Annotated in this window: 17 protein-coding genes; 4 read left to right on the top strand and 13 right to left on the bottom strand. The window is 62.7% G+C overall.

Annotated features, from left to right (window positions below):
* Positions 1-44: 44 nt before the first annotated feature.
* Genes NKJ09_RS27485 through NKJ09_RS27470 form a run of 4 tightly spaced genes read right to left on the bottom strand, consistent with a single transcriptional unit; the run spans position 45 to position 2,549 of the window.
* Positions 45-479 (bottom strand): DUF2076 domain-containing protein, encoded by a 435-nt coding sequence (locus NKJ09_RS27485; RefSeq protein ID WP_352496549.1) that lies wholly within the window; start codon positions 477-479, stop codon positions 45-47.
* Between the two features lie 31 nt (positions 480-510).
* On the bottom strand, positions 511-1,218 hold the full coding sequence (locus tag NKJ09_RS27480; RefSeq protein ID WP_023717585.1) for a Bax inhibitor-1/YccA family protein: 708 nt from the start codon (positions 1,216-1,218) through the stop codon (positions 511-513).
* A gap of 27 nt (positions 1,219-1,245) precedes the next feature.
* Positions 1,246-2,019, bottom strand: coding sequence for an anti-sigma factor family protein (locus NKJ09_RS27475; protein WP_023717584.1), 774 nt, complete (start codon positions 2,017-2,019; stop codon positions 1,246-1,248).
* Positions 2,016-2,549, bottom strand: a complete 534-nt coding sequence (locus NKJ09_RS27470) for a sigma-70 family RNA polymerase sigma factor (RefSeq protein ID WP_502901343.1) — start codon at positions 2,547-2,549, stop codon at positions 2,016-2,018. The genes NKJ09_RS27475 and NKJ09_RS27470 overlap by 4 nt, the downstream gene beginning before the upstream one ends.
* A gap of 215 nt (positions 2,550-2,764) precedes the next feature.
* Here NKJ09_RS27470 and NKJ09_RS27465 point away from each other — a divergent pair, with 215 nt between their 5' ends.
* Together NKJ09_RS27465 and mazG are read left to right on the top strand one after the other, a co-directional pair.
* Positions 2,765-3,949, top strand: coding sequence for an amino acid aminotransferase (locus tag NKJ09_RS27465; RefSeq protein ID WP_023717582.1), 1,185 nt, complete (start codon positions 2,765-2,767; stop codon positions 3,947-3,949).
* Between the two features lie 135 nt (positions 3,950-4,084).
* Positions 4,085-4,909: a nucleoside triphosphate pyrophosphohydrolase gene (gene mazG, locus NKJ09_RS27460; RefSeq protein WP_352496547.1), complete on the top strand. Its 825-nt coding sequence runs from the start codon at positions 4,085-4,087 to the stop codon at positions 4,907-4,909.
* A 5-nt stretch (positions 4,910-4,914) separates the two neighbouring features.
* Here the strand turns inward: mazG and hflX are convergent, their stop codons facing one another.
* The 8 genes from hflX to dusB all read right to left on the bottom strand — a co-directional run bounded on the left by hflX (position 4,915) and on the right by dusB (position 15,132).
* Positions 4,915-6,306 (bottom strand): GTPase HflX, encoded by a 1,392-nt coding sequence (gene hflX / locus NKJ09_RS27455; RefSeq protein WP_352496546.1) that lies wholly within the window; start codon positions 6,304-6,306, stop codon positions 4,915-4,917.
* Complete coding sequence (gene hfq / locus NKJ09_RS27450) at positions 6,307-6,552, bottom strand: RNA chaperone Hfq (RefSeq protein WP_006202172.1); 246 nt, start codon at positions 6,550-6,552, stop codon at positions 6,307-6,309.
* Positions 6,553-6,697: 145 nt separating this feature from the next.
* Positions 6,698-7,561, bottom strand: coding sequence for a D-amino-acid transaminase (locus NKJ09_RS27445; RefSeq protein WP_023717579.1), 864 nt, complete (start codon positions 7,559-7,561; stop codon positions 6,698-6,700).
* Between the two features lie 188 nt (positions 7,562-7,749).
* Positions 7,750-9,111, bottom strand: coding sequence for a nitrogen assimilation response regulator NtrX (gene ntrX, locus NKJ09_RS27440; protein ID WP_352482545.1), 1,362 nt, complete (start codon positions 9,109-9,111; stop codon positions 7,750-7,752).
* Positions 9,101-11,386 carry a sensor histidine kinase NtrY-like gene (locus NKJ09_RS27435; protein WP_352496545.1) on the bottom strand — a complete coding sequence of 762 codons (2,286 nt, stop codon included), beginning with the start codon at positions 11,384-11,386 and terminating at the stop codon, positions 9,101-9,103. Before NKJ09_RS27435 ends, ntrX begins: the two co-directional genes overlap by 11 nt.
* 127 nt (positions 11,387-11,513) lie before the next feature.
* A complete protein-coding gene (gene ntrC, locus NKJ09_RS27430) occupies positions 11,514-12,974 on the bottom strand; it encodes a nitrogen regulation protein NR(I) (protein ID WP_023717576.1) in 1,461 nt (486 codons plus the stop codon).
* A complete protein-coding gene (locus tag NKJ09_RS27425) occupies positions 12,971-14,110 on the bottom strand; it encodes a two-component system sensor histidine kinase NtrB (protein WP_352496544.1) in 1,140 nt (379 codons plus the stop codon). Before NKJ09_RS27425 ends, ntrC begins: the two co-directional genes overlap by 4 nt.
* Positions 14,107-15,132: a tRNA dihydrouridine synthase DusB gene (gene dusB, locus NKJ09_RS27420; RefSeq protein ID WP_023717574.1), complete on the bottom strand. Its 1,026-nt coding sequence runs from the start codon at positions 15,130-15,132 to the stop codon at positions 14,107-14,109. Before dusB ends, NKJ09_RS27425 begins: the two co-directional genes overlap by 4 nt.
* A 181-nt stretch (positions 15,133-15,313) precedes the next feature.
* On the opposite strand from dusB, the gene NKJ09_RS27415 reads away from it, so the two are divergent.
* Positions 15,314-16,534 (top strand): bifunctional 2-C-methyl-D-erythritol 4-phosphate cytidylyltransferase/2-C-methyl-D-erythritol 2,4-cyclodiphosphate synthase, encoded by a 1,221-nt coding sequence (locus NKJ09_RS27415; RefSeq protein WP_023717573.1) that lies wholly within the window; start codon positions 15,314-15,316, stop codon positions 16,532-16,534.
* Positions 16,531-17,040 (top strand): CinA family protein, encoded by a 510-nt coding sequence (locus NKJ09_RS27410; protein ID WP_352496543.1) that lies wholly within the window; start codon positions 16,531-16,533, stop codon positions 17,038-17,040. The genes NKJ09_RS27415 and NKJ09_RS27410 overlap by 4 nt, the downstream gene beginning before the upstream one ends.
* Here NKJ09_RS27410 and NKJ09_RS27405 read toward each other — a convergent pair.
* Complete coding sequence (locus tag NKJ09_RS27405; RefSeq protein WP_023717571.1) at positions 17,016-17,477, bottom strand: type II toxin-antitoxin system RatA family toxin; 462 nt, start codon at positions 17,475-17,477, stop codon at positions 17,016-17,018. The two genes, NKJ09_RS27410 and NKJ09_RS27405, sit on opposite strands and share 25 nt — an antisense overlap.
* Between the last annotated feature and the right edge of the window lie 2 nt (positions 17,478-17,479).

Below are 17,479 nucleotides of genomic sequence, written 5' to 3'. Positions count from 1 at the left end.
CCGCTAAACACGGGGGCTGCGCGGCGGACACGCCGACGTCACAGCTACTGCCACGCCATTTTTGCAGAACTTGACGCACACAACTCCATCGCGGTCTGCGCGGCGCCGGCAAGGAACCCGCCGCCGGCCCGCTGTGACTGGTCTGGTGGCTCCTCCGCGGCAGCAGAGGCGGTGCGCCCTACCCGCGGAACCGAGCCTGAGCGCCTGCCGCCGCTGCGGCCGAAGAAGCCACTGAGCGGTCCACCGCCGGCAGGCTGCCGCGCCTGCTCCTCCAGCTCTTCGATGCGCGCCTGCGCTGCGTTCAGGGCCCGCTCCTGCACCACGATCGTCTGTGCCATGTAGTATGGCGCCCCAGGCTGCTGGGTGATCTGGTCCTGGATCAAGCGTTCCGCTTCGGCATCGCGCGGCGGCGCCTGGCGCTCGACATTTGCGAGCTTCTCGAAGAGCTGTCCGATCGCCTGCTGGTCGTTTCTGTCCATGATGTACTATTCCGGTCTCGGTCCGACGCGGCTATTCGCGCTCGCCGGTGAAGTTCAGCAACAGCTGGAAGATGTTGACGAAGTTCAGATAGAGCGAGAATGCACCAAAAACGGCGAGCTTTTGCTGTGTTTCGGCGCCGAAGTTTTCGGCGTACTGCTCCTTGATCGTCTGCGTGTCCCAGGCCGTGAGCCCGACGAAGACGGCGATGCCGATCACCGAGATCGCAAACTGCAGCGCTGTCGAACCCAGGAAGATATTGACGATGCTGGCGATCACCACGCCGATCAGGCCCATGATCAGGAAGGACGAGAACTGCGTCAGGTCGCGACTGGTCGTATAGCCATAAAGGCTGGTGGCGCCGAACATGGTGGCGGCGATGAAGAAGGTGCGGGCGATGCTGGTGCCGGTAAAGACCAGGAACACGGAAGCCAGCGACAGACCCATAACCGCGCAGAACGCCCAGAACATTGCCTGGGCCCCGGCCGCCGACATCGTCTGCATACGGAACGAGAACAGCAGCACAAAGGCCAGCGGCGCCAGCATCACCACCCATTTCAGCGGGGTGGAGAAGATCGGCACGTAAAGGGCGGGCGTGGAGGCCACCACGAGGGCGATCACGCCCGTAACGACGAGGCCAAGGCCCATGTAGTTATAGACGCGCAGCATGTGCCGGCGCAGGCCTTCGTCGTAGACGGCTCCGGCTCGGGCTCTGGTCCCAATGTATCCCAGATTGTTCATTTGGTTCTCCTTCTTAGAGGTAGTCGATCAGTAGAGTGTTTTGGCGAGCGCTTCGGCCGTGCGATCGAGGCCGCGGACATCGCTACGTGCGACGACTGCGTAGGCGACCTCGCCGATCTGGAAATAGGCCGAGGAAACCTCGCCCGACGGAACGACAGTCGGCTTGACGACGTCGAATGTTCCGGGCCGGATGGCGAACAGCGAGAGCAGCCCCATCTCTTTTGTCTCGACAGCCATCTCGACGCTCGGGCCGAACTGCGATGGGTAGATCTGCACGTCACGGACCGTCCAGTCCGTTGGCAGCGATGGCATGACGATCGCCGTGGCGGCGCGGATTTCGTCGGCATTGTAGCCGGGCGCCTCGAGTTGTGACGACATCGCCTCGCGCACGAGCGTCGTCCGATGCGCCCGGACTGCGTCCTCCACATAGGCGGGCGGATGGGTCGAAGCGACGACTTCCGTCACCGATATCGGTCCGATGAGCCCGTTCGCAAGCCAGCCGGCGGCGACGAAAACAGCGACAGCCGCCGCGCGCTGCAAAGCACCAAGGACACGGCCGCGCGCTAACCCCCGCTCCAGCCGCCGTGCCGCATCAGCCGTCGCCGGCCGCGCCATGCCTTTCGATCCGGCAAGCGCCACGCGCAGCTCGTCACGCGTCCTCAGATCAGTCATCACCCGCGCGGCCGCTTCCGGGCGAGCCGAAAGGAACGCCTCGACCTCGATGCGACGAGCAACGTCCAGCTGATCGTCGACATAGGCGTCGAGATCGGTGTCGGTGACGGGATCGCGCAGTTGGTTCATGATCCACCTCCGACGATCTTCAGATGGCTTTTCGTGCGTGCCGGTGCCGCGTCCTCCATCTCGCGGAGTGCCGCACGCGCCCTGCCGATGCGCGACATCAGCGTGCCAAGCGGCACGCCGCTAACCTCGGCCGCCTCGCTGTAGCTAAGCCCCTCGATGGCGACGAGATGCAGCGCGTAACGTTGCTCTTCCGGCAATGTGAAAAAAGCGTCGCGCACCTGTGCCAGCCGGACGGAATGTTCCTGCGGAGCCTGGACGCTGGCCTCGGTGAGATGGCCGGCCTGTTCGATGCGCACCGCTTCGGATTTGCGGGATCGCAGGCCGTCGATGAACGCATTGTGGACGATTGACAGCAGCCATACGCGAAGATTTCCGCCTGAGCGGAAGCTGCCGCGTCGCTCATAGGCACGCACCAGCGCATCATGCACCAGATCCTCTGCATCGGCGCTGTCGCGCGTCAGCGAGCGTGCGTAGCGGCGCAGCGAACCGAGCTGTCCCAGAATATCGAAGCGTGGCATCGGCCGTTTCATGTCCTGTTTACGGAGCAGGTCGGGGTTTTAATCCCGCTCTCCCCGAATTTTTTCGGCTCGCCGCGCTCTCGTCCTGGGAGATCTCGGGCCTGCCCTCGCCCGGCAGATAGTATCGGCCGCCCTCGAGGCAAACCGGCGCCGAGTTCGCGCATATGAAACCGCTGGCAAAGCACGGCCGGTTTGCGTATCACTCCGCCGCCAACGGAACCTTATCGATGTTCGAAAATCTCCAGCCCGCGCCCGCCGACAAGATCCTTGCCTTGATCGGGCTCTATCGCGCCGACCCGCGTCCCGACAAGGTCGATCTTGGGGTCGGCGTCTATAAGGATCGCGACGGCAAGACGCCGGTGATGCGCGCGGTGCGCGAAGCCGAAAAGCGGCTGCTGCGAGGCCAGGACACCAAGACCTATCTCGGCCTTGCCGGCGATACCGCCTTCAACGCGGCAATGGCTAGGTTGGTGTTCGGCCCAAAAGCCGACATGACGCGCATTCGTGCGGCACAGGCGCCCGGCGGCTCCGGCGCGCTGCGGCTGGTGGCAGAGCTGCTGAAAAGGACCCGCGCCGACGCGACGGTCTGGCTATCGGATCCGACATGGCCGAACCACATGCCGGTGATGCGCGCCGCTGGCCTGCAGATACGCGAGTACCCCTATTTCGACGTTGCTTCTGGTGCGGTTCGCTTCGACGACATGCTGGATGCGTTGAGAACCGCGAATCCCGGCGACGTCGTGCTGTTGCATGGCTGTTGCCATAACCCGACGGGCGCCAATCTAGACATCTCGCAATGGGCTGCCGTTGCCGATCTCGTCGTTGAGCGTGGTCTGCTGCCCTTTGTCGACATCGCCTATCAAGGCTTTGGCGAGGGGCTTGATGCGGATGCCGCCGGCTTGCGCCTGCTGGCGGCGAAAGTTCCGGAAATGGTCGTTGCCTCGAGCTGCTCGAAGAACTTTGCCGTCTATCGCGACCGCGTTGGTGCAGCGCTGATCATGGCGAAAGACGGTGCGCAGGCGGATATGGCGATGGGCCAGATGCTGTCGGCGGCGCGCGCCATGTATTCGATGCCGCCGGACCATGGCGCGGCTGCGGTGCGCATGGTGCTCGAGGACGCTACGTTGCGGGCCGACTGGGAAGCAGAGCTTGAAGAGATGCGCCTGCGCATGCTGCGGCTGCGCGTCCAGTTCGCCGAAGCGCTGCGGCGGCAGTCCAACTCCGACCGTTTCGATTTCGTCGCCAGCCATCGCGGCATGTTTTCCCGGCTTGGCCTGTCGGAAGCGCAAGTCGAGCGGCTGCGCGCCGAGCATGGCATCTACATGGTCGGCGACAGCCGCATCAACGTTGCCGGCCTGCCCGAGGACGGCATGGACGCGCTCGCCAAGGCGATTGTCTCCGTGCTCGACTGATACTTTTTGCTTGACCATGATCTTTTCCGAAAACCGGCTTCCACGATCATGGTCTGGCCGCCGATCTGTGGACAAGGCGCCCTCACCGGCTGAAGCTGTTGGCCGCACAGCCGTGTACAGGATAGCGTTTCCCAGATGAAACCCTCGAAAGACATTTCCCGGCTGATCGAGATCATGGCAGCGCTGCGGGCGCCGGAAACCGGCTGCCCGTGGGATATCGAGCAGGACTTTTCGACAATCGCGCCATACACGGTAGAGGAAGCCTACGAAGTGGCCGACGCCATCGCGCGGGGCGACCTGGACGATCTGCGCGATGAACTCGGCGATCTCCTGTTGCAAGTGGTCTACCACGCGCAAATGGCCGAGGAGGCCGGCGAATTCTCATTCGGCGATGTGGTCGAGGCCATCACCACAAAAATGATCCGCCGCCACCCGCATGTTTTCGGCGACGAAAAGGCGCGCAGCGCCGGCATGGCGAAGGGCATGTGGGAAAAGATCAAAGCGGAGGAAAAAGCGGAGAAGCGCAGCGCCCGCCTCGTCCGAGGGCTCGACCCCGAGGACCATGGCAAGGGCTTTCTCGACAGCGTGCCGGTCGCCCTGCCCGCGCTGACCCGGGCCCTCAAACTGCAGGAAAAGGCCGCCCGCGTCGGCTTCGACTGGAGCGAGGCGGCACCGATCCTCGAAAAGATCGAGGAGGAGATCGGCGAATTACGCGAAGCGCTGGCCAAAGGCGACAGCGCACCGATCAAGGACGAGTTCGGCGACATGCTGTTTGCGATCGTCAATCTCGGCCGGCACCTCAAAATCGATTCCGAAGCGGCACTCAGCGGCACCAACGAAAAATTCCGGTCGCGCTTCCACCATGTCGAGCAGGCGCTGCAAGCGTCGGGAAACAGCCTCGAAGAGGCGACGCTGGACGAGATGGAAGCGCTCTGGCAGCAGGCAAAAAGCGCGAAATAAACGCCCTACCCATTGTTTTGACGTCGCAATCGGCTTTCTATCTCTTGTCGAGCACTGTGTGTGGCCTTGAGCGCGATGGTCACGCTGCCATCCCCATTGTCATCACGCGAGACGATGTCGCCGTTGCGGTAAAGCCAGTCGACGACGCCGAGTTGGTCGGGCTTGAGCGTGACGGTGAACGTCTCCAGTTCGCCCGACATCATCGTCTCGATGATCGCCTTCAGCGCATCGATGCCTTCGCCGGTAACCGCCGATATGGCGATAGGCGGCGCCTTCCTGCCGTCAGCACCATCGGCAAGCAGCCGCGCGCGGTTGCCCTCGTCGAGCCGGTCGATCTTGTTCCACACTTCGATGACGCGCTTGCTATCGCGGGCATCAACGCCGAGATCGGCAAGGATGCGCTCGACATCTTCGGCCTGTGCGGCCGTATCGGGGTCGGAGATATCGCGCAGATGAATGACGAGGTCTGCCTCGACCACTTCCTCCAGTGTCGCCCTGAAGGCCGCGACCAGATGCGTTGGCAGGTCGGAAATGAAGCCGACCGTATCGGAAAGGATGACCGGCGTTCCGTGCGGCAGGCGCACGCGGCGCAGCGTCGGGTCGAGCGTGGCAAACAGCATGTCTTCCGCCAGCACCCCTGCTCCGGTCAGCCGGTTGAACAGCGTCGACTTGCCGGCATTGGTGTAGCCGACGATCGCCACCACCGGAAACGGCACCTTCTTGCGCTTGGCGCGGTGCAGGTCGCGGGTGCGGCGCACCGTTTCGAGCTCATGCTTCAGCTTGGTGATCTTGTCCTGCAACACACGCCGATCCGACTCGATCTGCGTCTCGCCAGGGCCGCCGAGAAAGCCGGCGCCGCCGCGCTGGCGCTCAAGGTGGGTCCAGCTCCGCACAAGGCGGCCCTTCTGGTAGTTGAGATGGGCAAGGTCGACCTGCAGCGTGCCTTCCTTGGTGCGGGCGCGCTCGCCGAAAATCTCCAGGATCAGCCCGGTGCGGTCGAGCACCTTGGCGTTCAACTCTTTTTCGAGATTGCGCTGCTGTACCGGTGTCAGCGGATGATCGACAATGACCACTTCCGCGTGCCCCTCTTTGATGATCTCGGCGAACTCCGCGACCTTGCCGCTGCCGAGCAAGGTCGCCGGGCGTGGATCGTTGACGGTCACCACTGCCGTGTGGACCAGGTCAAGGTCGATGGCGCTGGCGAGGCCGACCGCCTCGTCGCGACGGGCCTCGGCGGAACGGGTCAGGCGCGGACGATTGGTGTCGTCGTTGCCACGCGGCTGCCGGGTAAGCACCGGCACGATGACCACCGCCCGGGTCGGACCGTTGGCCTCTGTCCCGGTCTGATGTGCTGGTTTTCCGCGAACGCTGCGGTCCGCGTCTTTCTCACGTGCCAATCAGGCGCCCTGGCTTTCCTCACCATCGAACATCTGAACCGGCTGGCTCGGCATGATCGTGGAAATGGCGTGCTTGTAGACGAGCTGGGAATGGCCGTCGCGACGCAGCAGAACGCAGAAATTGTCGAACGAAGTGACCACGCCGGTCAGCTTCACGCCGTTGATGAGAAAGATGGTGAGTGGGTTTTTGCTCTTGCGAACTGAATTCAGGAACAGGTCCTGAAGATTTTGCGATCGTTCCGCCATTGTTCTTGTCTTTCGCCGATCCCCTTCGGTTTGCAAGCCAATGCGCCAAATTAGCTGGCACATGTCAAGCACGCAAACACCATCTTGCCGTCAGTAACGACAAGCAGAACGAGATATATTGATGTTCATTCCATCTGTGCGGTTATCAGGCTGGACTTTTTTCCGCAACGTCAAAAAAGGCCCGCCGTAGTGAAACTGTTATCGAGCCCGGGTGGCCGTTGGCGACGGGAGCGCCATCGATTGCCACCACCGGCATGGCGATCGTGGTCGCGGAGCTGATGAAAACCTCGCGCGCGGCCTTGGCCTCGGCAACCGAAAAGCCGCGCTCCTCGATCTTCAGGCCGAGCTTGGCGGCGACATCGAACAGTGTCGTGCGGGTGATACCGCGCAGGATGCCATGCTCGGCCGGCCGCGTCACCAGCACGCCGTCCCTGGTGATGATCCAGGCGTTCGACGATCCACCTTCCTTGACGGTGCCGTCAACATCGACGAACCACGCCTCCTGGGCGCCTGCTTCCTTGGCTTTCTGTTTGGCCAGCACGTTCGGCAACAGGCCGACCGACTTGATATCGACCCGATCCCACCGGTTCTCCGGCACCGTGATAACCCGGATCCCGCTCTCGGCCCGCTTCGCGGCAGCTGCAGGATCGGCTTTTTTGGCAGTCACCACCAGCGACGGCTTCGTGCCCGCCGGCGGGAAGAAAAACTCACGGCTGGCGACACCGCGTGTCACCTGGACATAGACCAGGCCGTCGACGACATGGTTGCGGCGCACCACCTCGCCCATGACGAGCGGCAGCACGCCGCGCGTGATCGGCCAGTCGATCGAGAGTTCGGTGAGCGAGCGGTTCAATCGGGCGAGATGGCGCGGCATGTCGACGATGAAGCCCCGCGCCACCTCGCAGACCTCGTAGACGCCGTCGGCGAATTGATAGCCACGGTCCTCGATGTGCACGGAAGCTTCGGCGTGAGCGACATAGCGTCCGTTCACATAGGCAATGCGCGGCATGGATAACCCCTGGAGAAGTCAGCGCATGAGCCCGAAAATCGGAATCGATTTCGGAAAGGATCATGCGCAAAAATCAAAATGCTACAGCCTCCTTTATGCGTCCCAAAGACGCGCGGCGCTGCAGTGCTCTTATGCGATTCCACGACCGCCGTAACCGGTAATTGCGTGGGCCACGGCTGGTTTGGCTCTCAGACGCCCAGCGACTTCAGCTTGCGGTGCAGTGCAGAGCGTTCCATGCCGATAAACTCTGCCGTCTTCGAGATGTTGCCGCCAAAACGGTTGATCTGGGCGATCAGATAGTCCTTCTCGAATTGTTCGCGTGCTTCACGCAGCGGCAGTGCCATTATGTGCTGATCGGACTTGGTTGGAGTGCGCGGCATGACGTCGCCGATCTCGGCTGGCAGGAGGTCGGCGGTGATCGGCGCATCGACATCGTCGCCGCGCGCCAGGATCATCAGGCGCTCGACATTGTTGCGCAACTGCCGAACGTTGCCCGGCCAGTTGTGCGCCTGCAGCACCGCCAGCGCGTCGTCGCCGATGCGGCGCGGCTTGATGCCGGCCTGGCGAGCGATCTGCTTCATGAAATTGTCGACCAGATAAGGAATGTCCTCGCGACGCTCGGCCAGTCCCGGCACCATGACCGGAACCACGGCCAGGCGATGATAAAGGTCCTCACGGAAACGGCCGTCGGCGATCATGGCTTCCAGGTTCTGCGAGGTCGACGAGATGATGCGTACGTCGACCTTGACCCGCTTGGTGCCCCCTACCCGCTCGAACTGCTGTTCGACCAGCACGCGCAGGATCTTGTTTTGCGTCTCACGCGGCATGTCGGCCACTTCATCGATGTAGAGAATGCCGCGATGGGCCTCCTCCAGCGCACCGACCTTGCGTTCGACGCCGTTCGATTCGGTGCCGAACAACTCGATCTCCATACGCTCAGGCGTGATGTTGGCGGCACTCAGCGTCACAAACGGTGCACTCTTGCGCGCCGACAGTGCGTGGATGGCGCGCGCCGCCAGTTCCTTGCCCGAGCCGGAGGGGCCGATAATCATGACGCGGCTGTTGGTCGGCGCGACGCGCTCGATGGTCTGGCGCAATTGGCTCATTGCCGACGACATGCCGATGAGGTCAAAAGTCTCGCCGCTGCGCAGCTTGAGATCCGAAACCTCGCGTCTCAATTTGGACGTTTCAAGCGCCCGTTCGGCAATAAGGATCAGCCTGTCGGCCTTGAACGGCTTTTCGATAAAATCATAGGCGCCGCGGCGGATGGCCGAGACTGCCGTTTCGATATTGCCGTGGCCCGAGATCATCACCACCGGCAGGTTCGGGTGCATCGTCTTGATCTCGTCCAGCAAAGCGAGGCCATCGAGCCGCGAACCCTGCAGCCAGATGTCGAGGAAGATCAGCCTGGGTGCCCGGTCGGCAACCACCGCCAGCGCGCTGTCGGCGTCAAACGCCGTGCGGGTTTCGTGACCTTCGTCGCTCAGGATACCGGCGACGAGTTCGCGGATGTCTTCCTCGTCGTCGACGATGAGAATATCAGACGCCATTACCGACCTTTTCAGTTTCTTTTTCGTGTTCCGTCTTGCTTTCGCCGCGTATCGGAACGGTGGCGGCAACCGGCAGGATGATGCTGATCATCGCACCCCGCCCATCGTGGAATTCCGCTGGTGCATCGTGCAATTCGAGTCGCCCGCCATGGTCCTCCACGATCTTCTTGACGATAGCGAGGCCAAGCCCGGTGCCTTTCTCGCGTGTCGTCATGTAAGGCTCGAGCAAGCGCTGCCGGTTTTCGCGCGGCAAGCCCCTGCCGTTGTCGATGACGTCGATTCGAATCGCGCCATTCTGACGCCCGGCTTGAATCCGGATTATGCCGTGCGGACGATCCTCTGCATCAAGTCCGTCGATAGCTTCGGCAGCATTCTTGATGACGTTGCCGAAAGCCTGCGCCATCAGGCGGCTGTCGAACGTGCCTTTGAGCGGCTCATTGCCGAAGACGCGCTCGAAGATGATGTCGGCGCGGCTCACTTCGACCAGGAACGAGGCCTCCCGCAACGAATCGCGCAGATCGATGGCCTTCATTTCTGGTTTCGGCATGCGGGCGAACGCCGAGAACTCGTCGACCATGCGGCCGATGTCCTCCACTTGCCGGATGATGGTGTCGGTGCATTGATCGAAAACCTCACGGTCCTCGGTGATGACCTTGCCGTAACGGCGCTTTATACGCTCGGCCGAAAGCTGGATCGGCGTCAGCGGGTTCTTGATCTCGTGGGCGATGCGCCGCGCCACGTCGGCCCATGCAGAGGAACGCTGTGCCTGGACCAGATCGGTAATGTCGTCGACTGTCACGACGTAGGATTTATCCTCCGAACCGTCGTCGCCGGCTTCAATCGTGATCTGCACGTTGAAGGTCCGTTCGGTGCCGGCACGATAGAAGGTGACCTGTTCGCGATAGACCGGCTTGCCCGACTTGCGGCCGATCTCGAAGACGCGGCCGACATGCGGTAGCACGGCGGAAAGGTTCTGCCCAAGCGCCGCGGTGGCGGATATGGCCAGCATCGTTTCGGCGGAACGATTGACGATGGTGACGATGCCATATGGATCGACGCCGATGACCCCGGCGGTGACGCCGGCAAGCACAGCCTCCGAAAAGCGCCGCCGCTCGTCGATCAGATCCTTGGCCGACAGGATCTCGTTGCGCTGCGATTTCAGCTCCATCAGCATCTTGTTGAAGGTGTCGCCGAGCGAGGCGACGTCGCCATCGGAGGGGCGGACTGGCACGGCCACATCGAGATTGCCGGTAGCGACCTCGTCGGCCGCGCCGATGAGCTGACGAATCGGCCGCACCAGGCGGTCGGCCACCGCAATGCCGGTCCAGATGGCGGACAGGATGATGATCAGCGTCAGCGACAGATAGGGAAGCGCGAAAGCCACTTGCGAGGTGCGGCGATTGTCTTCGAGACCGCGATATTCTGCGGTGTTGGATTTGACGATCTGTCGTGCCTTGATCACCTCGGGATCGACGAGGCGAATGGTGTAGAGATAGAGCCCGTCGATCTCGCGCAGCTTGACGATGGCCCCCATGATGTTACGGGTGCGCGGCTCGATCAGCACCGGCTTGCCGTTGGCAGCGCTTGCCACAGCGCCCTCCGGCGGCTCCGGCATGGCAAAGTCCGCGTCGGTCTTGGCGCTCATGACGAAGGAACCATCGGGCTTGATGAGTGCTGCGTGTGCCAGGGAGCGTCCAACCGCCTCCTTGTTCATGAGGTCAAGGAAGCCGGTCCGATCGAGGCCGTAAAGCGTGCGCGAAGCGTCGAGGTCGTAAGCCATCGACAACGTCGTGCCCTGAAGATTTCGTGCGTTTTCCTGCACATAGGCGTCGGCGATCGACAACGACGAATTGACGATCGTCTTGGTGCGGATCTCGAACCAGCGGTCGAGGCCGATGTCGAGCGTGATCGACGCGATGATCGCCACCATGATCGCGGGGATGGCGGCGACCAGCGCAAACATCGCCACGATGCGCACATGCAGGCGCGACGCAGCCTTGCCGTGCCGGCGTGCCATCAGGATGCGATGCACTTCGCGGCCGACCAGCAAGATCAGAAACAGCACGAACGCGGCGTTAAGCGCGATCAGCGCCAGCGTCGTCCGCGCGTCGGGCGTGATCGGCGTGGCGCCAACCAGAATGGCGAAGGAGATCGCCGCCGTCACCAGCGCACCGGCAATGGCGACCACGCCGGGCAGCGCAAGCAGCCGGCGACCGTCTCGCGCGCCGGAAGTGCTGAAAAGCGGTTTGCTCAGTGTCGGTGCGTGCAGAGCCATGTCGCCGTCTAGAGCCAGTGATTGCGTCGGATGTATGCAACGCATTGTGGCGATTATGCAACAAGTGTGGCCGAGACGGAAATCTTTCGGCGATCGATCCCCTGGAAAGCGCTCGTAAGGGGTTCGTCTAGACCTGCCTGGAGGACTTGTAGACGTTGACGCCGAGTTCGCGAATCTTCTTGCGCAGCGTGTTGCGGTTGAGTCCTAGCAGTTCGGCGGCCTTGATCTGGTTGCCGCGCGTTGCAGTCATAGAGGCGAGGACCAGTGGATACTCGACCTCGGAGAGGATTCGCTGATAGAGGCCGGCCGGCGGCAAGTCGCCGGCAAACGAGGCAAAATAGCGTTGCAGGAAATGCTCCACCGCCTGGCCGATGGAAAGGTCGTCGGGAATGAGGTTGCCGCCACCTGGAACGACAGGCCTTTCGCCAGTCTTCAACTCCGCCTCGATGATCTCGGCGGATATCTCGTCCTGCGAATACAGTGCAGCCAGCCTGCGGATGAGGTTTTCGAGTTCGCGCACGTTGCCAGGCCATGGGTAGCGCTTCATCAGCTCGATGCCGCCGGTGGAAATGCGCTTGGTCTGCAGGCCTTCACTGGCGCCGAGCTTGAAGAAGTGCCGGACGAGGTCCGGAATGTCCTCCGATCGCTCGCGCAGCGCCGGCAGCCTGAGCGGCACAACGTTCAAGCGGTAGAACAGGTCCTCGCGGAAAAGCCCCTGATTGATCAGCGTGCGCAGGTCCTTGTTGGTGGCAGCGACGATGCGCACGTCGGTCTTGATCGGCGTGCGGCCGCCGACCGTGGTGTATTCGCCCTGCTGCAACACACGCAGAAGCCGCGTCTGCGCTTCCATCGGCATATCGCCGATCTCGTCGAGGAACAGCGTGCCGCCTTCGGCCTGCTCGAAACGGCCAGTGGAGCGGCTCTGTGCGCCGGTAAAGGCGCCCTTCTCGTGCCCGAATAGTTCCGATTCGATCAGGTCGCGCGGGATCGCCGCCATGTTGATCGCGACGAAGGGGCCACCACGACGACGGCCATATTCATGCAGCGCGCGCGCCACCAGTTCCTTGCCGGTACCCGATTCGCCTGAGATCATCACCGTCAGGTCGGTCTGCATCATTCGCGCCAGCATGCGGTAGATGTCCTGCATGGCCGCCGAGCGGCCGACCAGCGGCATCGTTTCAGGCGGCTCGTCGGCACGCGTATCGATCTTGGGCCGCCGCGGCTCGGAAAGCGCCCGATTGACGATGTTGAGCAGCTCCGTCAGGTCGAACGGTTTTGGCAGATATTCATAGGCTCCGGTTTCGGAGGCCCGGATCGCCGTCATGAACGTGTTCTGCGCACTCATGACGATGACCGGCAGTTCCGGTCGCGCCTTCTTGATGCGCGGTAGCATGTCGAAGGCGTTCTCGTCAGGCATGACAACGTCGGTGATGACCAGATCCCCCTCGCCCGCGGCCACCCAGCGCCACAGCGTCGAGGCATTGGAGGTGACGCGCACGTCGTGACCGACGCGCGAAAGCGCCTGGTTGAGGACAGTGCGGATGGCCGCATCGTCGTCGGCGACGAGAATATTGCCGCGAATGGTCATTTGCGGTCTCCTTCACCGTCGTCGTCGGCAAACTGGGTTTCTTTCCACGCCGGCATCAGGATGCGGAAGGTGGTCCCGCGCGGCGTCGATTCGCATTCAATGATGCCGCCATGCTCGCCGACGATCTTTGCGACCAGCGCCAGACCGAGACCGGAGCCGTTCGGCTTGGTGGTGATGAAGGGATCGAACAGGATCGGCAGGATATCCTCGGAGACACCCGAACCGTTGTCGCGCACGCAGAATTCCAATGGCAGCGACACCCGGTCCTGCGTTCCGGGCACGGAAACACGGATGCCCGGGCGGAAGGCGGTCGACAGCATGATCTCGCCCTGCGGATCGCTGCCGATCGCCTCGGCGGCATTTTTTACCAGATTGAGGAACACCTGGATGAGCTGGTCGCGATTGGCAAAAACCGGAGGCAATGATGGATCATAGTCCTCTAATATCTTGATCCGCTTGGCAAAACCGTTCTTGGCGATTGCTTTGACATGGTCGAGCACGACATGGATGTTGACGGGGTAGCGGTCGATCGGCCGCTCGTCCGAAAACACCTCCATGCGGTCGACCAGCGAGACAATGCGGTCGGTCTCGTCGGTGATCAAACGCGTCAGCGCGCGATCCTCATCGGACGCCGACAGTTCTAGCAGCTGCGCGGCGCCACGAATGCCGGACAGCGGGTTCTTGATCTCATGGGCAAGCATCGCGGCAAGGCCGGTGACCGAGCGCGCCGCACCGCGATGCGTCATCTGCCGGTCGATCTTGTCGGCCATTGAGCGTTCCTGGAACATCACCACGACGGAGCCTGGAAATTCCGTCACCGGCGCGACGTAGAGATCGACCACCTTCTCGATGCCGAGACGCGGCGACGACACGTCCACCCGGTATTCGTTCACCGGCGCACGGCGCTCGCGCACCTGGTCGACAAGCGTCAGCAGCGGACTGCCGAAAGGAATGAGCTTGTGCAGCGTGTTGCGGGCGAGCATCGTGGCGCTCGAGCGGAAAAAATCCTCGGCATCGGCATTGGCGAAGGTGATGAAGCCTTGCGGATCGACCATGATCACCGGCCGACGAATTGTGTTGAGCACAATATGTGCGGCGTCCGCCATGTCCGTGCTCTGTGTGACGGTGGCGTTCATGCCGCACTCCGCAGATTCGGCGCTTCGGGAGCGCTTGAAAACATGTCGCGCAGCAAGGCAATGACCCGCCCAGGCTCGAAAGACGTGAGGATGGCCTTGCGCCAGTCATCGCTTGTGACGGCATGGCGGTCGAGATACCAGCCGAGATGCTTGCGCGCCTGGCGCAATCCGCTTTCGGCGCCATAGAGCGTCAGCATGTCTTCGTAATGGGCAATGACGTAGTCGGTCAGCGCTTGCGGGCTGTCCGGCATGCCGGATACTGGCTCGGCCAGCGCGGCCGCTACAATGCTGCCGGCAGTCCACGGCGCGCCATAGTGCGCACGGCCGATCATCACCGCGTCGGCGCCGGACTGGTCGAGGATCAAGGCTGCCTCTGCCGGCGAGCCGACATCGCCATTGGCAACCACAGGGATGGAGACGGCCTGCTTGACGCGTGCGATGGCACGCCAGTCGGCCGTGCCCTGATAGAACTGGCAACGTGTGCGGCCGTGCACCGTCACCATCCTGACGCCGGCCTGCTCGGCGCGTCGCGCCAGCATCGGCGCGTTGAGCGCGCTCTCGTCCCAGCCAAGCCGCATCTTGACCGTGACCGGCACGTCGACCGCGCCGACTACCGCTTCGATCAGCGACAGCGCGTGGTCGAGGTCTCGCATCAGTGCCGAACCGGCATAGCCGCCCGTCACCTTCTTGGCCGGACAGCCCATGTTGATGTCGATGATGTCGGCGCCTTCGCCGGCTGCGATTCGTGCGCCCTCGGCCATGTGCACCGCGTCGCGGCCGGCAAGCTGGACCATGTGGACAGGCAGCCCGGAATGACGGATGCGCAGGCCCGAGCCAGCCCTGCCCTTTGCAAGCTCGCCGCTCGCCACCATTTCCGATACAACCAGCCCGGCGCCATGCGCATGGGCGCGCTGCCGGAACGGTTCGTCGGTAATGCCCGACATCGGCGCGAGAAACACGCGGTTGCGGATTCTCACGCCACCCACCTCCAGCGGCGAAGCCAATTTGGTCACATCAGGCATGCACAAAAACCAAGCACCTTCGATTGCTGCACATTCTCTAGCCAGAACGACGGCAATGTGCAACGCGCAATGTCGTGACATTAAGGCGCATTTGGGAAAAATATGGATCGCCGGACGGCATCAATCCTAGGTCTTGTGAAAGCGATACCACTTTTCAGGATCATGCGCTAAGCGTCTCGGCATGAGACATGTCAGCGAAAAGCCAGCTGCCGACGACAAGGTCGCCGTGGTCATCGTTGCTGCCGGGCGCGGCGCGCGCGCGGGGCAGGCCAATGGGCCGAAGCAGTACCAGCAGATTGGCGGCGGCGCCGTTATCGCACGCACGCTCGACGCCTTTCTGACGCATCCGAAAATTGGACCTGTCGTCGTTGCTATCCATGCCGAAGACGGCGCGCTTTTCCGCCGCGCCGCCGGCGCGAACGCCGACCGTGTCGTCGCTGTGATCGGCGGTACGTCACGGCAGGAGTCCGTCCGGCTTGGACTGCTGGCGTTGAGAAGCCATGCGCCGGGCCGGGTCCTGATCCATGATGCGGCTCGGCCGTTTGTCGATGCGGAACTGATAGATCGCACGATCGCCGCCATTGAAGAGCGCCAGGGAGCGCTGCCTGCTTTGCCCGTTGCCGATACGCTGAAGCGCGAAACGGCCGAAGGCATGAGCGGCGAAACAGTGTCCAGGGCCGGGCTCCATGCCGCACAGACACCACAAGGCTTTCCGTTCTGGCCGATCCTGGCCGCGCACGAAAAGGCTCATCAATTGGGCAAGGCGGATTTCACCGACGATGCGGCAATCGCCGAATGGGCGCATATTCCGGTGAAGATCGTTCCCGGCTCGCCGGACAATGTCAAACTGACCTGGGCACGGGATATTGCGATGGCGGATCAGCGGCTTTCCAGCGCCTCACGTTTTCCGGACATCCGAACCGGCAACGGCTACGACGTCCATGCCTTCGAGCCCGGCGACCATGTCACCCTGTGCGGTGTCGCTATTCCGCACGACAGGAAATTGTCCGGCCATTCGGATGCCGATGTCGGCCTGCATGCGTTGACCGACGCGCTGCTCGCCACCTGCGGCGCCGGTGACATCGGCACGCATTTCCCGCCCTCCGACCCGCAGTGGAAAGGGGCCGCTTCACGCATCTTCGTCGAACACGCAGCGAAGCTGGTGCGCGAGCGCGGCGGGCGCATCGCCAACGCCGACATCACATTGGTTTGCGAGGCGCCGCGCGTCGGCCCGCATCGCGAGGCCATGACCGAAACGCTTTCCGCAATGTTGCGAATTTCGCGCGACCGCATCTCGATCAAGGCGACAACCAATGAGAAGCTCGGCTTCGTCGGCCGTGAGGAAGGCATAGCGGCCATCGCGACCGCCAGCGTTGTGTTTCCAGGGGATGTCCCCGAATGAGCAATAGCGATCTCGCAGATGCCCTGCTTCAGGCCTGCCAGCAGCGCGGCATCATGCTGGCGACGGCGGAGAGCTGCACCGGCGGCATGATCATCGCCACGCTGACCGACATTGCCGGCTCTTCCACTGTGGTCGATCGCGGCTTCATCACCTATTCCAACCAGGCCAAGACCGAGATGCTCGGCGTCTCGGCCGTTACACTCGAGGCGAACGGGGCGGTCTCGCGCGAGACTGCGGTGGAGATGGCGGCCGGCGCCTTGGCCCATTCGCCCGCCGGGCTTGCGCTCGCGGTGACCGGCATCGCCGGTCCGGGCGGTGGCTCAGCGGAAAAACCTGTCGGCCTGGTCTGGTTCGGCGTTGCCGTGGCTGGTCGGCCGGTGGTCAGCGAATGCCAGCTGTTCGCCGACAAGGGCCGTGATTTCATCCGCCGGGAAACGGTCCGGCATGCGCTTGAACTGGGTCTGCGCGCGCTCGCTGCGGATCAGGCCGCCGATGGCGTGCCGTAGATGATTTCGGCGCGTTTCTCGAACGCCTCGGAGAACATGCGGAAGGCGCGGTCGAACATGGTTCCCATGAGCGCACCCAAAATGCGGCTCTTGAACTCATAGTCGATAAAGAAGCAGACGTTGCAACCACCGCCGTCCGCCGGGTCGAAGCGCCAGACATTGCTCAGATATTTGAACGGGCCGTCGATATATTTGACGTCGATGGCGTTCTCGTCAGGCTTCAGCAGCACCTGCGTGGTGAAAGTCTCGCGGATCGCCTTGTAGCCAATGCTCATGTCGGCGATGAGCAGCGTGCGTCCGTCGCGTTCCTTGCGCGAACGAACCGTAAGTGCCTCGCAAAGCGGCAGGAATTGCGGATAGGATTCGATATCCGCGACCAGAGCGAACATCTGTTCAGGCGTATGCGCGACGCGGCGATGGGCTTCGAATTGTGGCATGA

The sequence above is a fragment of the Mesorhizobium sp. M0189 genome, from assembly GCF_040322135.1.
Lineage (GTDB): Bacteria > Pseudomonadota > Alphaproteobacteria > Rhizobiales > Rhizobiaceae > Mesorhizobium.
This window is presented reverse-complemented; position numbering and strand designations above follow the sequence as displayed.

Coding starts and splice junctions, on each gene's coding strand:
- NKJ09_RS27485 (WP_352496549.1), bottom strand. CDS start 479: ATGGACAGAAACGACCAGCAGGCGATCGGACAGCTCTTCGAGAAGCTC.
- NKJ09_RS27480 (WP_023717585.1), bottom strand. CDS start 1,218: ATGAACAATCTGGGATACATTGGGACCAGAGCCCGAGCCGGAGCCGTC.
- NKJ09_RS27475 (WP_023717584.1), bottom strand. CDS start 2,019: ATGAACCAACTGCGCGATCCCGTCACCGACACCGATCTCGACGCCTAT.
- NKJ09_RS27470 (WP_502901343.1), bottom strand. CDS start 2,549: ATGAAACGGCCGATGCCACGCTTCGATATTCTGGGACAGCTCGGTTCG.
- NKJ09_RS27465 (WP_023717582.1), top strand. CDS start 2,765: ATGTTCGAAAATCTCCAGCCCGCGCCCGCCGACAAGATCCTTGCCTTG.
- mazG (WP_352496547.1), top strand. CDS start 4,085: ATGAAACCCTCGAAAGACATTTCCCGGCTGATCGAGATCATGGCAGCG.
- hfq (WP_006202172.1), bottom strand. CDS start 6,552: ATGGCGGAACGATCGCAAAATCTTCAGGACCTGTTCCTGAATTCAGTT.
- NKJ09_RS27445 (WP_023717579.1), bottom strand. CDS start 7,561: ATGCCGCGCATTGCCTATGTGAACGGACGCTATGTCGCTCACGCCGAA.
- ntrX (WP_352482545.1), bottom strand. CDS start 9,111: ATGGCGTCTGATATTCTCATCGTCGACGACGAGGAAGACATCCGCGAA.
- NKJ09_RS27435 (WP_352496545.1), bottom strand. CDS start 11,386: ATGGCTCTGCACGCACCGACACTGAGCAAACCGCTTTTCAGCACTTCC.
- ntrC (WP_023717576.1), bottom strand. CDS start 12,974: ATGACCATTCGCGGCAATATTCTCGTCGCCGACGACGATGCGGCCATC.
- NKJ09_RS27425 (WP_352496544.1), bottom strand. CDS start 14,110: ATGAACGCCACCGTCACACAGAGCACGGACATGGCGGACGCCGCACAT.
- dusB (WP_023717574.1), bottom strand. CDS start 15,132: ATGCCTGATGTGACCAAATTGGCTTCGCCGCTGGAGGTGGGTGGCGTG.
- NKJ09_RS27415 (WP_023717573.1), top strand. CDS start 15,314: ATGAGACATGTCAGCGAAAAGCCAGCTGCCGACGACAAGGTCGCCGTG.
- NKJ09_RS27410 (WP_352496543.1), top strand. CDS start 16,531: ATGAGCAATAGCGATCTCGCAGATGCCCTGCTTCAGGCCTGCCAGCAG.
- NKJ09_RS27405 (WP_023717571.1), bottom strand. CDS start 17,477: ATGCCACAATTCGAAGCCCATCGCCGCGTCGCGCATACGCCTGAACAG.